Origin of the sequence: Flavobacterium sp. CG_23.5 (genome assembly GCF_017875765.1) — a bacterium.
Classification (GTDB): Bacteria; Bacteroidota; Bacteroidia; order Flavobacteriales; family Flavobacteriaceae; genus Flavobacterium.
This window is the reverse complement of record NZ_JAGGNA010000001.1, coordinates 791,340-806,978: the sequence shown is the minus strand read 5'-3', so window position 1 is coordinate 806,978 and position 15,639 is coordinate 791,340. Positions and strand designations below refer to the sequence as shown.

Sequence of the window (15,639 nt, the reverse complement as noted above, 5' to 3'; positions counted from 1 at the left end):
TACATATAATTTTTTGTCAAAAATAATCAAATATTAAATTTATAACCATTGTGTTTTAATTAAAATTAACTTTAAAATTTATGAGAATCATACATATAAGTAAAACAATACTGACTTTACTACTAACGATAATTTCTACGGCGGTATTTAGTCAATCGAATGTTTTTAAAGTAACGTTAGATGCAGGTCACGGTGCTCATGATTTTGGTGCCGTATATAATGGTCATGTCGAAAAAAACATAGCTTTGGCTGTGGTTCTCAAAGTAGGAAGAATTTTGGAGGCCACTCCAAAAGTTGATGTGATTTATACTCGAAAAACAGACGTATTTATTGATTTAGTGGAGCGTGCTAATATTGCTAATAGAGCTGATGCCAATATTTTTGTTTCTATACATTGTAATGCGAATAGAAATACAGCCGGATTTGGTACGGAAACGTATGTAATGGGTATGACAAAAGTAGCTTCAAACTTAGAAGCGGCTAAAAAAGAGAACTCCGTAATTACTTTGGAAAAAGATTACAAACAGAAATATGAAGGGTTTGATCCCAATTCTCCTGAAACTATGATAGGAATGACCTTGATGCAAGAGGAATATTTAGACAATAGTATTTCATTAGCGAGTAAAGTTGAGGATGCATTCGGTGCTTTAGGTAAAAAAATTAGAGGTGGAGGAGTGAAACAGGCGCCTTATATGGTACTTCATAAAGCGTACATGCCCCGAGTACTTATTGAAATGGGATTTATTTCTAATTTTGAAGAAGGAAATATTTTAGACTCTGAAGAAGGACAAAATGATGTTGCTAAATCAATTGCCAGCGCTATTGTAAGTTATAAAAACGAGTATTATGGAAATGGTGAGCCTGAAACATTTGATACAAAACCATCTCAAAAAATAATAGAAAGACCTATAAAAGACACCTCGAATCCAGTAAAGCCAAAAATTATCTTTAATACTTCTGAAGAAAAAAAAAAGATTAAAGTAGTCGAAAATTCAATCCCTTTATTCAAAGTTCAGCTTTCTGCCAGTATTAAGAAACTAGAATTGCAGCCTAGAAATTTTAACGGACTGAAAAATATTTCGGTTGCATATGATCACAGAGTTTACAAATACATGTACGGAGAAACTTCTGATTACGATGAAGCAAAAAAACAATTGCAAGAAGCTAAGGATAAAGGATATAATTCTGCTTTTTTAATTGCATTTAAAAATGGAGAAAAAATCAGTGTTCAAGAAGCGCTTAAATAGTAACAAATTAAAATATTTTATATTAAATTTGTAAAAAATACTTAAATTTTGAAAATAACAAGAGAAATTAAAACTGCGATATTAGTCATTGCATCTATTTTATTATTTATTTGGGGCTACAGTTTTCTAAAAGGAAGAGATCTTTTTACAGATTACAAAACTTATTTTGTGGAGTATAGAAGTGTGGAAGGATTAGCTAAATCAGCACCTGTTACGCTAAATGGTCTTGTTATAGGTAAAGTAAATAACATTACATTGAACGAAAATAATGGAAGTTTATTAGTTGAACTTCAATTAAAAACTGATTTTCCTATTTCTAAATCAAGCAAAGCAATCATTTACGAACCGGGATTTATTGGTGGAAAACAAATTGCCATTTTGCCTAATTTTAAGGATAAAGTTTTAGCTGTAGACGGACAAACATTTGAAGGATCAGTAAAAATAGGCCTTACTGAAAAAGTAGGAGATCAGTTAGCTCCTCTTCAAGATAAGTTTGAAAAAATAATGCTTCACACCGATAAACTTATTACCGGAGTCAATAATGTTTTGGATAAGCAAGGTCAGGAAGACTTAAAAGTCAGTTTGTCTGAGTTAAGTAAAACCATAGCGCAATTCCACAAAGCTTCTTTGAGTGTGAATACATTATTAGATGAAAATAAAATTCAGATAAAGGGAGTAGTAAGCAACTTTAATAAAATTTCTAATGATTTTTCTAAAATATCTGATTCATTAAGCAAAGCTAATTTAGGTCAGACCGCGAGGAATTTAAATAAAACTTTGGCTAAAGTTGACGTTATTATGAGTGATTTGCAATCTGGAAAAGGAAGTATGGGCAAGTTATTAAATGATGAAGCTTTTTATCAAAATTTGAAATCTACTACAAAAGAATTAGAATTATTACTCCAAGATATTCGATTATCACCAACGAGATATGTAAATATTTCATTATTTGGCAAGAAAAATAAGCCATACGTTGCTCCCAAAAATGATTCAATAGTAAAAATAAAAAACTAGCAAATATGAGCTATTTAGACAATATATTATTTGCCATACTGCTGGCTATTGGTTTTGGATATTTTTATAATAATATTAAAAAAATTATTAGAAATATAAATCTGGGAGTTGCAGTTAACAGAAAAGATAACGTAAAAGCGCGTTGGAATAATATGGTTATGATTGCATTAGGACAATCAAAAATGGTAAAAAGACCAATAGCAGGAGCGCTTCATATTGTGGTATATGTTGGTTTTGTAATTATCAATATTGAGTTGTTAGAAATAATCATTGATGGTTTATTTGGAACTCATAGGGTTTTTGCTTTTTTGGGAACTACATATAATATTTTAATAGCTTCTTTTGAGATATTGGCTTTATTAGTTTTGGTTGCGGTAATCGCTTTTTGGAGTCGAAGAAATGCTATCAAACTAAAACGATTTGTAAGTTCTGACTTAAAAGGATGGCCTAAAAGTGATGCGAACTATATTTTGTATTTTGAAGTTGTTTTAATGACTTTATTTTTATTAATGAACGCATCCGATTTGCACTTGCAAAATGTACCTGGAGGATTTTCTCATTTTATTAAGGCAGGTTCCTTTCCTATAAGTCAATTTATAGAGCCTATATTTAATGGAATGTCAAATGAATCAGTGATGCTTTTGACTGAGATATTTTGGTGGTTGCACATTACTGGGATTTTGATTTTTATGAATTATCTATACTTTTCAAAACACTTGCATATTTTATTAGCGTTCCCAAATACTTACTTTGCTAATCTAAATCCTGAAGGGCAATTTGACAATTTAGAATCGGTTACAAAAGAAGTAAAGATGATGATGGATCCAAATGCAGATCCATTTGCTGCGGCACCACCAGCTGGTGAAAACGAAGTTCCTGGAAAATTTGGTGCAAGTGACGTACAAGATTTGAATTGGGTACAATTGTTGAACGCTTACACGTGTACAGAGTGTGGACGTTGTACATCCGCATGTCCTGCCAATCTTACAGGTAAAAAATTATCTCCTCGTAAAATTATGATGGATACAAGAGATAGACTTGAGGAAGTAGGACGGAATATTGATGCAAATAAGGGGATTTTTATTCCTGATAACAAGTCATTATTAAACGATTATATTACACCAGAAGAGCTTTGGGCTTGTACTTCATGTAACGCATGTGTTGAGGAATGTCCAGTAAACATTAGTCCGCTTTCTATTATTATGGATATGCGACGTTACTTAGTTATGGAGCAAAGCTCTGCACCAATGCCAATAAATGCTATGATGTCCAATATTGAAAATAATGGTGCACCTTGGCAATACAATCAGCAAGACAGGTTGAATTGGAAAAATGAAAATTAATCTTGTCTGAATTTTGTTTTAAATATAAATATAAAAATAGTTTCAAATAGGTACTTTTGATCCATTTGGAAAAAAAATATAAAAGTTATGTCAGAGAATTTAATAGTGCCAACAATGGCTGAAATGCTTGCTCAAGGTAAACAACCAGAAGTTTTATTTTGGGTAGGTTGTGCAGGAAGTTTTGATGATAGAGCAAAAAAAATAACTAAAGCATTTGTACGAATTTTAAATCGGTCTAATGTTTCTTTTGCCGTTCTGGGTACTGAAGAAAGTTGTACAGGAGATCCTGCAAAAAGAGCTGGAAATGAGTTTTTGTTTCAAATGCAAGCCATGATGAATATTGAGGTTTTAAATGCATATGAAGCAAAAAAAATTGTTACTGCTTGTCCACATTGTTTTAATACTCTGAAAAACGAATATCCTGAATTAGGGGGGAAATACGAAGTTGTTCATCATACAGAGTTTTTGAAATCTTTATTAGATGATGGAAGATTGACCATTGAAGGTGGGCAATTTAAAGGAAAACGAATTACTTTCCATGATCCATGTTATTTAGGGAGAGCTAATAATGTATATGAAGCTCCACGAGAGTTAATATTGAAGTTAGACGCCGAATTAGTGGAGATGAAACGGTCTAAAGCTAACGGGTTATGTTGTGGTGCTGGTGGTGCACAAATGTTTAAAGATGCAGAACCTGGAAACAAGGAAATCAACATTGAAAGAACCGAAGACGCATTAGAAACAAAACCAGAAATAATTGCAGCTGGTTGTCCTTTTTGTAATACCATGATGACGGATGGTATTAAAAATAAAGAAAAAGAAGGTGATGTAAAAGTAATGGACATCGCTGAATTAATTGCAAACGCACAAGATTTGTAGTATTTTATTTTTAATTTTCTGATACTTTTATTATGATTTACAAAAAAGTAATATTAGTCATAATAATTCTAATTAGTTTTATTTCATTGGCTCAATCTGGAGATAATAATAATCCGATTGACAGTCTGATCGTAAAAAATAAACCGCAATTACAATTTAATAAGAAACAATTAATTGTTCCTGCAGTTTTAATTGGCTATGGAATATTAGGACTAAGGAGCGATCAACTGGAATCGTTTAATTTTCAAATTAGGGAAGAGGTAAAAGAGAATATTGACAGGAAGTTTACAATTGACGATTTTTCGCAATATGCACCTGCAGCTTCAGTTTACGCTTTAAGTGCCTTTGGAATTAAAGGAAAAAATAATTTTAGAGATAGAACCGTCATCCTTGCGACTTCCTATTTAATTATGGGAATTGCTGTAAATAGTTTAAAAAGGACTTTTAAAGTAGAACGACCTGATGGTTCCAGTTTTAATTCTTTTCCTTCAGGACATACTGCGACAGCATTTATGGGGGCAGAATTATTATATCAAGAATATAAAAATGTTTCGATTTGGTATGGTATTTCAGGATATTTTGTAGCTACTGGAACAGGTGCATTTAGAATGTATAATAATCGACACTGGCTAACGGATGTCGTTGCTGGAGCAGGAATTGGAATATTAAGTACAAAGGCTGCTTATTGGTTGTATTCTTCCATAAATAGGTTACTGGGATCTAAAAAACACACGAATAAAAAATCAACATTTATTCCTTATTATGACGGTAAGCAAGTAGGATTTGGACTTGTTTCAACGTTTTAATCAAAATAATAGATTTAATTATAAAAATAAAATTATGTACGTTCCTTTTGAAAATTTACCTGAAGAATCTAAAATCTGGATTTATCAATCAAACAGAAAATTTTCGGATACGGAATTTTCTGAAATAGAGACTGCCTTGCAATCCTTTCTTGAAAGTTGGGCTGCGCACGGCACAAGTTTAGTATCGTCTTATCAATTAAAATATAATAGATTTATTATAATAGCTGTTGACCAAGATGTTCAAGCCGCAACAGGCTGTTCAATAGATTCATCTGTTGAATTTATCCAAAGTTTAGAAAAAAAATACAATGTCGATTTATTGGATAAAATGAATGTAACTTTCAAATTAGGAGAACATATTGCACATAAACCTTTGATTGATTTTAAAAAAATGGTTAAAGATAAAGCCGTTACTGAAAACACTATTGTTTTTAATAATTTGGTAAATAATATCGAAGAATATAATGAATCTTGGGAAGTTCCTGCTATTGATAGCTGGCACAGTCGCTTTTTTTAAACAAATAGTTAAATGAAAAAAATAGGCATCAGAATTATTTTTTTTTATGTCATATTTTACTTTGTCGCTTCAAGTTGTGTGGCGTCAAAAACTAATAAGTCAAAAATAATCCTAAAAAACAGTCCGGCAATTACAGATAATTCTGCTAAGGATAATTTAAACAATACGCCAACCCTTTTTGAATTATCCCCAAAAGGAAATAAATGGGTGGATAGTGTTTATAACGGAATGACATTAGACGAACGAATTGGACAATTATTTATGGTTGCGGCCTATTCGAATAAAGATACTGTACATTTCAATGCTATAGATAAGCTAATTAAGGAAAACAAAATTGGAGGATTAATTTTCTTTCAAGGCGGTCCAGTGCGTCAAGCTAATCTAGTTAATCGCTTTCAATCCAAGTCAAAACTTCCCTTATTTATTGGTAATGATGCGGAGTGGGGTTTGGGGATGCGCCTAGATTCGACCTATCGTTATCCGTGGAATATGACACTTGGAGCGATCCAAGATATGAAGCTGATCCAGAAAGTTGGAGTTCAAATGGGAGAACAAAGCAAACGATTAGGGATTCAATTTAACTTTGCGCCAGTTCTTGATATTAATACAAACCCTCGAAATCCTATCATTGGTTTTCGTTCTTTTGGCGAAGATAAATATAAGGTTACTGAAAGAGCGATTGCTTTAATGAAAGGCTTTCAAAGTCAAGGAATATTTTCGACCGGAAAGCATTTTCCAGGACATGGTGACACAGAAAGTGATTCCCATAAAGGATTGCCAACAATCAATTTTTCTAAAGAAAGGCTCGAAGGAGTTGAGTTCTATCCTTACAAAAAAATGTTTCATGAGGGACTTTCTTCTGTTATGGTCGCACATTTAAATGTTCCCAGTCTTGAGGTAAAACCAAATTATCCATCTTCAATTTCATATAATGTTGTAACCAATATTCTTCAAAAAGAATTAGGTTTCAAGGGACTTATTTTTACCGATGCTTTGAATATGAAAGGCGTTAGTAACTCGATGATGCCTAGCGAAATTAATTTTGAAGCTTTTATGGCCGGAAACGATGTATTATTATTTCCTGAAAATGTTCCTGAAGCAATTGAAAAATTCAAATTGGCCTACTCCACTAATTTATTTTCAGCTGAAAGATTGGCTATATCTGTAAAGAAAATTTTAAAATTCAAATACAAAGCGGATTTGAATTCTTATAAGCCAATTGAGACATTAAATTTATATAAAGATTTAAATTCGTCTAAAAATAATGCTTTACAGTACGAATTATATGAAAATGCGCTTACAGTATTAAAAAATAAGAATTCTGTTTTACCGATAAAAAATTTAGAAAATCAGAGAATTGCCTACGTGAAAATAGGGGATGATGTTAACGATTCCTTTATTTCAACCTTGAAAAAATATGCCGAGGTTACTGTTATTGCAGATGATAATTTAGACAGTCTGCAAGTGAAATTAAAACCATTTACAACCGTAATTATAGGTTTTCATAAATCGGATATTGCTTTTAAAAACAATGATTTTAAGTCCGAAGATTTAATAAAGTTAAATTATTTGGCTAAAAACAACAATGTCATTTTAGATGTTTTTGCAAAACCATATTCGTTATTACCAATTACTAACTTCGATGAAATTGAAGGATTAATTGTTTCGTATCAAAATAGCGATATTGCACAGGAAGTTTCTGCTGAATTGATTTTTGGGGCTATTGAGGCCAAAGGTAAATTACCAGTTTCAATCCATACAAGTTTCAAAGTGAATGATGGTTTGACAACAGAAAAATTAAACCGACTTGGATTTACTGCACCTGAAAACGTGGGAATGAATCCTGAAATATTATCCAAAATCGATATTTTGGCCCAAAAAGCAATCAATGCTAAAATGACTCCAGGAATTCAGGTTCTGGTAGCAAGAAAAGGAAAAGTAATTTACCAGAAATCATTTGGATATCACACCTACGCTAATGAGATAAAGGTCGTTAATTCAGATATTTATGATGTTGCGTCATTGACTAAAATTCTTGCTACTTTACCCAATGTAATGCAACAATACGATCAGCAAAAAATAAATATGGAAACAACATTAGGAACGATGTCTCCTATATTTAAAAACACCAATAAGCAAGATATTCGTTTTAAAGAATTATTATCTCATTACGCAGGACTAGTTGCAGGGATTTCGTTTTATAAAGAAACCATGGGTAAATCAGGTTCTCCGTCCGAAAAATATTTTAGAAAATCATCAGATGCAGCGTTTTCGCAACAACTAGGGGATAGTCTTTTTATCAGGAATGATTTCCATGATTCCATTATGAAAATGATTATAAAAAGTAAGCTTTCGCCAAAAGTGGAATACAAATACAGTGATCTAACTTTTATGATTTTGAAAGATTATTTAGAAAATACGACAGGAAAGAAATTAGATGATTTAATTCAAGATAATTTTTATCATTCTCTTGGAATGAATAATTCGACCTTTAATCCGTTAAGGAAGTTTGATAAAAACAGAATTCCTCCAAGCGAAATAGATACTTATTTCCGTCGTCAAATTTTGCAGGGTTATGTCAATGATTTGTCGGCAGCTTTAGAAGGCGGTGTTTCCGGTCATGCAGGTATTTTTTCGAATGCAATGGACGTTGCCAAAATAATGCAATTGTATTTACAAAAAGGAAATTATGGCAACCACCAATATTTTTCTGAAAAAACATTTAGTGATTTTAATACCTGCTATTTTTGTGCTCAAGGAAATAGGAGAGGCGTTGGTTTCGATAAACCTCAATTAGGAAGTAGCGGGCCAACTTGCGGTTGTGCTTCAATGACTAGTTTTGGACATACTGGTTTTACTGGAACTATGGCTTGGGCTGATCCTGAAACAGAAATAGTATATATTTTTCTATCCAATAGAACTTTTCCAATGGCTACTGAAAATAAATTATCCAAACAAAATATTCGAGAGGATATTCAGGAAATAATTTACGATGCGATTGTGAGGTAATTTAAAATAAATTTACAAAACATAAAAGATAACTTTAAATTTCATAGGGATTTTGTTGGTAGTTCTTATTTCTAATTTTTTAGTAGGAAATGAGTATATTGAAAAATTTCACATTGAATTATAGTATATTTGATTTTAAAATTGGAGATAATGGAAAATAAGAAAGGCTTTTTAAAATATTTTTATTCAATAATATTACTTTTTTTCCTAACCGTTATTAATGCACAAAATCTTGATATTTCTGTTTTAAGGGATATCAATATTAATAGAAATAAAGATTTGGATCCCACTTTTAAAACATTAACGAATAGCGCGATAATTATCAGCAATGCTACTCCTATTTTCATTTATGCTGTAGGACTAATAAAAAAAGATTCTTTGATTAAAAAAAAAGGGCTATTGATTGGCGAAACATTTATAGCTTCTGCTTTCATTACTATAGCACTAAAAAACGCTATTAAGCGCGACAGACCATTTGTAACTTATCCTGAAATTGAACAACAAACTTCAGCAGGACCACTTTCTTTTCCTTCTGGGCACACTTCTTCTGCATTTGCAACTGCAACTTCGCTTAGTCTTGCTTATCCCAAATGGTATGTTATTGCACCATCATTTTTATGGGCTGGTACGGTGGGATATTCACGAATGCATTTAGGGGTTCATTATCCGAGTGATGTGTTAGCCGGTGCGCTTATAGGGATTGGTTCGGCCTATCTTGGTAATGAAATGAATAAATGGATCAATAAGCGAAAAAAAGCCACAAAGATTGTCATTATTAAAGGACTATAAAGTGAAAATATTAAATTACATCTCAAGAACGGTCTGGATCGTATCATTAGTAAGTTTATTTACTGATACGGCAAGTGAGATGCTTTATCCAATAATGCCAATTTATCTAAAAACAATTGGTTTCTCGATTGTTTTAATTGGAGTTTTAGAGGGTTTTGCTGAGGCTTTGGCAGGCTTAAGCAAAGGCTATTTTGGAAAATTATCTGATAATTCCGGAAAACGCGTTCCTTTTGTTCAACTGGGTTATACTTTAAGTGCCATTTCTAAGCCGATGATGGCAGTATTTATTTTTCCAGTTTGGATTTTCTTTGCAAGATCAATTGATCGCTTTGGGAAAGGATTGCGAACAGGTGCGAGAGACGCTATTTTGTCCGATGAGGCAACATCTGAAACCAAAGGGAAAATCTTTGGATTTCATCGCTCAATGGATACTTTTGGTGCCGTTTTAGGGCCTTTGATTGCGTTGATTTATCTTTATTATTACCCACAGCAATATAAAACTCTTTTTTATGTAGCTTTCATTCCAGGATTGTTGGCCGTATTTGCCTCGTTTTTTCTGAAAGACAAAATTAGGACTAAAAGAATTGAGAACAAAGCAACTTCTTTTTTCTCTTTTCTCCATTATTGGAAAACTAGTCCAGCAAAATATAGAAAAATAGTACTAGGATTGTTAGCATTTGCATTATTTAATAGCTCCGATATTTTTTTGCTGTTAAAAGCGAAACAAGCAGGGCTTACTGATACTTCCGTGATAGGAGTTTATATTTTTTACAATTTGGTTTACGCGCTTAGTGCTTTTCCATTAGGTATTTTGGCGGATAAAATCGGTTTAAAGAAAATGTTTATTTTCGGGCTTGCTTTATTTGCAATCGTCTATTTTGGAATGGCTTTCAGTAAAAGTATGTATGTTATTGCTGGACTATTTTTGATTTACGGAGTTTATGCCGCGGCAACTGAAGGGGTTTCAAAAGCTTGGATTAGTAATGTTTCTGATAAAAAAGACACTGCCACCGCTATAGGAACGTATTCTGGATTTCAAAGTATTTGCACTCTTTTAGCAAGTTCTTTGGCTGGACTTCTTTGGTATCAATTTGGAGCCAATGCTACATTTTTAATTACAGGTATAACTACCGTTCTAATTATTATTTACTTTTCTTTTTTCATTAATTATAAATAAATTCAAAATGCTTCATCAACACCAATATGATGCAAACGGTAAACAGCTTTGTTGCACATTAGAACAAAAAATACATAAAAAAACTAATGAACAAACTGGATGTTGTTCAACTCATGATCAGCATGGACACTCAAATGATGAGGGTCACGACCACAATCACGACCATTCGGGAGGCGGCCAAACGACATTTCAACTATTTTTTCCGGCTTTCCTAAGTTTTATCTTATTGGGTATCGCAATCGCATTTGATAATTATTATCCTCAAACTTGGTTTACTGGTTGGAGCCGAATTGTCTGGTATGTTATAGCCTATATTCCTGTGGGTTTTCCAGTATTGAAAGAAGCGGTTGAAAGTATTCGAAAAGGAGGAGTCTTTTCAGAATTTTTTCTAATGTGCATCGCTACAATTGGCGCATTTGCTATTGGTCAATATGCTGAAGGGGTTGCCGTGATGTTATTTTATGCTATTGGTGAAATTTTTCAAACATTGGCAGTACAAAAAGCAAAATCTAACATTAAAACTTTATTAGACCAAAGACCAGATACTGCAACAGTAATTGAGGAGGGAAATGCCATTTCCAAAAAAGCTTCTGAAATTAGCATTGGGGAAATTATTCAATTAAAACCGGGAGAAAAATTAGCATTAGATGGAAAGCTTTTGTCAGAGCATGGTTCTTTTAATACCGCAGCATTAACAGGTGAAAGTAAACCAGATACCAAACAAAAAAATGATAGCGTTCTTGCGGGAATGATTAATCTCAATTCAGTTGTTTTAGTTGAAGTAACCACTGCTTATTCCGATAGTAAATTATCGAAAATTCTCGAGATGGTTCAAGAAGCTACAGCTAAAAAAGCTCCAACTGAATTATTTATTCGGAAATTTGCTAAAATATACACGCCAATTGTTGTTTACTTAGCGATTGGGATTTGTTTGCTCCCAATATTGTTTGTTGATAATTATATTTTTAAAGATTGGTTGTATCGATCTTTAATTTTCTTGGTTATTTCGTGTCCTTGTGCATTAGTAATCTCCATTCCTTTGGGCTATTTTGGTGGAATTGGCGCAGCAAGCAGAAATGGAATTTTAATTAAAGGTTCTGTATTTCTGGATGTATTAGCAGAAGTTAAAATGGTAGTTTTTGATAAAACAGGAACTTTAACGAAAGGAGTTTTTAAGGTTAAAAAAGTAGTTGCAGTTGGCATTTCTGAATCTGATTTAATTAAATATACGTCCGCCATAGAAGCTAAATCTTCACATCCAGTGGGTTCTGCTGTTATTGAATATGCAAATGGAACAGGAAATGGGATTAGTGTTACCAATGTGAAGGAAATAGCTGGTCATGGATTAGAAGGAATTGTAGATGGAAAAGAAATTTTGGTTGGAAGCATTAAATTAATGAAGAAATATAATATTGCGTTTGATGCTGAAATTGAAAAGATTCCATTTACAATAATAGTTGCAGCAATCAATCATAAATATGCGGGTTACTTTATAATTGCCGATGAACTTAAAGTTGATTCAAGTGAAGCAATTCAAAGTTTGCACCAATTGAATATTAAAACGGTTATGTTATCAGGTGATAAGCGAGAAGTCGTTGCAGTAGTTGCCGCGGGATTAAATATAGATCAGGCTTTTGGCGATTTATTACCAGAAAATAAAGTAGAAAAAGTAGAAGTTTTAAAAAAGCAATATGGCAAAATTGCTTTTGTTGGTGATGGTGTAAATGACGCACCAGTGATTGCACTTGCCGATGTAGGAATAGCAATGGGCGGATTAGGCAGTGATGCGGCGATTGATATTGCGGACGTAGTAATTCAAAATGACCAGCCGACCAAAGTTTTTAAGGCAATATTAATTGGAAAGCGAACCAAACAAATTGTTTGGCAAAATATCGGGCTGGCATTCGTGGTCAAACTTGTTGTTCTAATTATGGGAGCAGGAGGATATGCGACAATGTGGGAAGCTGTTTTTGCAGATGTTGGCGTCGCTTTATTGGCGATTTTGAATGCTGTAAGAATTCAACGAATGAAATTTTAAGTAAAAGCGTTTTTAACTTAAAATTCTCTAAAAATCCACTCTATTTTTATTAATTTCGTTTCTTTAAAATAAATACATGAAAATTGCAATAGTTTGTTATCCTACCTTTGGAGGAAGTGGAGTTGTCGCCACAGAATTAGGTCTTGAATTAGCACGACGTGGTCATGAAATTCATTTTATAACCTATAGTCAACCAGTTCGTTTGGCACTTTTAAATCAAAATGTGCACTACCATGAAGTTAATGTACCTGAATATCCGTTGTTTCATTACCAGCCCTATGAATTAGCTTTATCGAGCAAATTAGTAGATATGGTAAAATTGTATAAAATCGAATTGCTTCACGTTCATTATGCCATTCCTCATGCTTATGCAGGTTATATGGCAAAACAAATGCTAAAAGATGAAGGTATTAATATCCCAATGGTGACCACACTTCACGGGACAGATATTACTTTGGTTGGAAATCACCCATTTTATAAACCCGCAGTAACTTTCAGCATCAACAAATCTGATTTTGTGACTTCGGTTTCCCAAAGTTTGAAAGACGATACCCTTAAATTATTTAATATTAAGAATGAAATACAAGTCATTCCTAACTTCATTGAATTAGATAAAAACACTAATGATCCTAATACCAAATGTCATCGATCTGTAATGGCTAAGGAAAGCGAACGTATCATTACACATATCAGTAATTTTAGAAAAGTGAAACGAATTCCAGATATTATTAAAATATTTTATAATATTCAAAAAGAAATTCCTGCTAAACTTATGATGGTAGGGGATGGGCCGGAAAAAGAAAAAGCAGAATACTTGTGCCAAGAATTAGGTATTTCTGACAGAGTAATCTTTTTTGGGAACAGTAATGAAATTGATAAAATATTAAGTTATACTGATTTGTTCTTGTTACCATCGGAAACGGAAAGTTTTGGTCTTGCGGCTTTAGAAGCCATGGCGTGGAGTGTTCCCGTGATTTCGAGTAATTCGGGAGGATTACCAGAAGTTAATTTTGATGGAATTTCAGGTTATTTGAGTGATGTGGGTAATACAGATGAAATGGCTGAGAACGCATTAAAAATATTAAAAGATGATGCAACTTTAAGAAAATTTAAAAAAAATGCATTGTCAGTTGCTAAAAGATTTGACATCAAAAACATTTTACCATTGTACGAAGATTTATATAAAAAAGCAATAAATCAATATGTATAACTCCTCATCTTTACTAAGTTCTTATCGTTAATTAAAAAAAAAATGAAAAAAATAGCTATACTGTCGCTTTCTATATTATTATATTCATGTGGTGCTTCTTCTACGAAAAGCGCAGCAAAAAGACCGTTATATGAAGTCTTAACTCAACAAAATGATGGTGGTGCGAGTATTCATTTTTTTGAGATTCTTTCGGAACCAAACGAGATTAAAATGCTACAAAGCGATGAAAATTTAAAAAATAAAATCAGCGCAAATGATATTCAAACTTCTAATTTTGTAATTTTAAATATGGGAGAAAAAAATACTGCAGGATATAAAATAGGAATTGAAGATGTTGTTGAAACCGATAAAAATATAATTATTACTGTCAAAGAAACTATTCCTAAACCTGGAGGAATGGTTACTCAAGTCTTTACAAATCCTTTTTGCGTAGTGAGAATAAACTCCAAAAAAGACATAATTATTAAATAAAAAAAAACTCCGAAGGTTTTAGACTTTCGGAGTTTTTAAATGAATTTTCTTATCTAATATTGATTTTTCAGGATTAACTTGATCAAAAATTAATGTTTACCATTTCCATGACCCTTGTTTCCTTTTTCTTGCTTTTGACCATTATTACCAGTATTTCCGTTTTCTTTGTAATTGTTTTTACGATTGGACCCTATTGATTTTTGTGGTTTACCATGATAACCTTTGTAATATTTTACTTTATGACTTTTAAAGTTACTATAAGGTGTCTTACCATGATAATCGTTTAATACCACTTTGTATCCGTTATACAAATTATAATTTCTATACGGTCCTTGTAAATATCTAGATCTCGTCCATCTTCCTCCATTTAAGTAGATGAATTGTGAAGCTCTGATGTCATAGTAAGCTTCAACATCAGGTAAATAATAATAATCTACATTAGAATATCCTGAAGGTCCCCAAGCTGGCGGTGTACCAAGATTTACATTTACTGAAACTTGTGCCTGAATTGTGCTTGAGACAAAAAGTATTATTCCTAGGGCAATTAGTTTTAATGTTTTCATATTTCAAATATTTAATTAGTAATAATATAATTATAACTTAACCAGTATGTTTTTAAGACAAGCCAATATTGTGCCAAATGGATGAATTAAAATTAAATCGAGTTTAGTTTACAAAAAAAAAGAGAAGTTTATTAACTTCTCTCTCTTTTCAAATTTTAAAAATTGATTATAATAAAAGAATCAATAAAAGGATAATGATGATAATTGCACCAACTGAAAAATAAACACCATTTCCTGATGCTTTCAACTCAGATTTAATAGCACGAACTTCTTTGCGAAGCTCTTTTTTCTCAGAAGAATTCAAAGAAGATTTGTCCATTGCTTTAATTTCGTCTAAACGAGATAGCATTGCTTTAACTTCTGCAGGCATTTCTTTTGTAGTATTTGTTACTGTTACAGGTGTTTTTTCAGCAGCAAAACTTGTTGTTGGGAATGCACTTAATGAGAATACCATCATCATTAAATAGAATGTAAACTTTTTCATTTTCTTTGGGTTTTAGTTAAATTATTTTTGATACAGTAAATCTATAAAAAAATATCGATATAAACTTATGAAATTTTTTGTAAGAATTATAT

General features: G+C 32.3%; 14 protein-coding genes. 12 read left to right on the top strand and 2 right to left on the bottom strand.

Features of this window, described 5'->3' with window-relative positions:
- The first annotated feature begins 80 nt into the window (after nucleotides 1–80).
- From H4V97_RS03345 to H4V97_RS03290, 12 genes are all read left to right on the top strand, one after another.
- The gene (locus H4V97_RS03345) at nucleotides 81–1,247 is read left to right on the top strand and encodes an N-acetylmuramoyl-L-alanine amidase (protein ID WP_209548907.1); all 1,167 of its coding nucleotides are present in this window, start codon (nucleotides 81–83) and stop codon (nucleotides 1,245–1,247) included.
- Nucleotides 1,248–1,295: 48 nt separating this feature from the next.
- Nucleotides 1,296–2,261, top strand: coding sequence for an MlaD family protein (locus H4V97_RS03340; protein WP_209548906.1), 966 nt, complete (start codon nucleotides 1,296–1,298; stop codon nucleotides 2,259–2,261).
- A gap of 5 nt (nucleotides 2,262–2,266) precedes the next feature.
- Nucleotides 2,267–3,604 carry a (Fe-S)-binding protein gene (locus H4V97_RS03335; protein ID WP_209548905.1) on the top strand — a complete coding sequence of 446 codons (1,338 nt, stop codon included), beginning with the start codon at nucleotides 2,267–2,269 and terminating at the stop codon, nucleotides 3,602–3,604.
- An 87-nt stretch (nucleotides 3,605–3,691) separates the two neighbouring features.
- Nucleotides 3,692–4,483: a (Fe-S)-binding protein gene (locus tag H4V97_RS03330; RefSeq protein WP_196850960.1), complete on the top strand. Its 792-nt coding sequence runs from the start codon at nucleotides 3,692–3,694 to the stop codon at nucleotides 4,481–4,483.
- 35 nt (nucleotides 4,484–4,518) lie between these two features.
- Nucleotides 4,519–5,289, top strand: a complete 771-nt coding sequence (locus H4V97_RS03325) for a phosphatase PAP2 family protein (protein WP_410505217.1) — start codon at nucleotides 4,519–4,521, stop codon at nucleotides 5,287–5,289.
- 34 nt (nucleotides 5,290–5,323) lie between these two features.
- On the top strand, nucleotides 5,324–5,806 hold the full coding sequence (locus H4V97_RS03320) for an ABC transporter ATPase (RefSeq protein WP_209548903.1): 483 nt from the start codon (nucleotides 5,324–5,326) through the stop codon (nucleotides 5,804–5,806).
- A 12-nt stretch (nucleotides 5,807–5,818) separates the two neighbouring features.
- Nucleotides 5,819–8,815: a glycoside hydrolase family 3 N-terminal domain-containing protein gene (locus tag H4V97_RS03315; RefSeq protein ID WP_209548902.1), complete on the top strand. Its 2,997-nt coding sequence runs from the start codon at nucleotides 5,819–5,821 to the stop codon at nucleotides 8,813–8,815.
- A 150-nt stretch (nucleotides 8,816–8,965) separates the two neighbouring features.
- The gene (locus tag H4V97_RS03310; protein ID WP_209548901.1) at nucleotides 8,966–9,604 is read left to right on the top strand and encodes a phosphatase PAP2 family protein; all 639 of its coding nucleotides are present in this window, start codon (nucleotides 8,966–8,968) and stop codon (nucleotides 9,602–9,604) included.
- Nucleotide 9,605: 1 nt separating this feature from the next.
- Complete coding sequence (locus tag H4V97_RS03305) at nucleotides 9,606–10,781, top strand: MFS transporter (RefSeq protein ID WP_317196488.1); 1,176 nt, start codon at nucleotides 9,606–9,608, stop codon at nucleotides 10,779–10,781.
- 7 nt (nucleotides 10,782–10,788) lie between these two features.
- The gene (locus H4V97_RS03300) at nucleotides 10,789–12,819 is read left to right on the top strand and encodes a heavy metal translocating P-type ATPase (RefSeq protein WP_209548900.1); all 2,031 of its coding nucleotides are present in this window, start codon (nucleotides 10,789–10,791) and stop codon (nucleotides 12,817–12,819) included.
- A gap of 76 nt (nucleotides 12,820–12,895) precedes the next feature.
- Nucleotides 12,896–14,029, top strand: a complete 1,134-nt coding sequence (bshA, locus tag H4V97_RS03295) for an N-acetyl-alpha-D-glucosaminyl L-malate synthase BshA (RefSeq protein WP_209548899.1) — start codon at nucleotides 12,896–12,898, stop codon at nucleotides 14,027–14,029.
- 42 nt (nucleotides 14,030–14,071) lie between these two features.
- Nucleotides 14,072–14,500 (top strand): protease complex subunit PrcB family protein, encoded by a 429-nt coding sequence (locus H4V97_RS03290; RefSeq protein ID WP_209548898.1) that lies wholly within the window; start codon nucleotides 14,072–14,074, stop codon nucleotides 14,498–14,500.
- Between the two features lie 89 nt (nucleotides 14,501–14,589).
- Here the strand turns inward: H4V97_RS03290 and H4V97_RS03285 are convergent, their stop codons facing one another.
- Nucleotides 14,590–15,063, bottom strand: coding sequence for a hypothetical protein (locus H4V97_RS03285; RefSeq protein WP_196850967.1), 474 nt, complete (start codon nucleotides 15,061–15,063; stop codon nucleotides 14,590–14,592).
- A 166-nt stretch (nucleotides 15,064–15,229) separates the two neighbouring features.
- On the bottom strand, nucleotides 15,230–15,547 hold the full coding sequence (locus H4V97_RS03280) for a hypothetical protein (RefSeq protein ID WP_196850968.1): 318 nt from the start codon (nucleotides 15,545–15,547) through the stop codon (nucleotides 15,230–15,232).
- Nucleotides 15,548–15,639 lie beyond the last annotated feature (92 nt).

Coding starts and splice junctions, on each gene's coding strand:
- H4V97_RS03335 (WP_209548905.1), top strand. CDS start 2,267: ATGAGCTATTTAGACAATATATTATTTGCCATACTGCTGGCTATTGGT.
- H4V97_RS03310 (WP_209548901.1), top strand. CDS start 8,966: ATGGAAAATAAGAAAGGCTTTTTAAAATATTTTTATTCAATAATATTA.
- H4V97_RS03315 (WP_209548902.1), top strand. CDS start 5,819: ATGAAAAAAATAGGCATCAGAATTATTTTTTTTTATGTCATATTTTAC.
- H4V97_RS03345 (WP_209548907.1), top strand. CDS start 81: ATGAGAATCATACATATAAGTAAAACAATACTGACTTTACTACTAACG.
- H4V97_RS03300 (WP_209548900.1), top strand. CDS start 10,789: ATGCTTCATCAACACCAATATGATGCAAACGGTAAACAGCTTTGTTGC.
- H4V97_RS03285 (WP_196850967.1), bottom strand. CDS start 15,063: ATGAAAACATTAAAACTAATTGCCCTAGGAATAATACTTTTTGTCTCA.
- H4V97_RS03280 (WP_196850968.1), bottom strand. CDS start 15,547: ATGAAAAAGTTTACATTCTATTTAATGATGATGGTATTCTCATTAAGT.
- H4V97_RS03290 (WP_209548898.1), top strand. CDS start 14,072: ATGAAAAAAATAGCTATACTGTCGCTTTCTATATTATTATATTCATGT.
- H4V97_RS03330 (WP_196850960.1), top strand. CDS start 3,692: ATGTCAGAGAATTTAATAGTGCCAACAATGGCTGAAATGCTTGCTCAA.
- H4V97_RS03320 (WP_209548903.1), top strand. CDS start 5,324: ATGTACGTTCCTTTTGAAAATTTACCTGAAGAATCTAAAATCTGGATT.
- bshA (WP_209548899.1), top strand. CDS start 12,896: ATGAAAATTGCAATAGTTTGTTATCCTACCTTTGGAGGAAGTGGAGTT.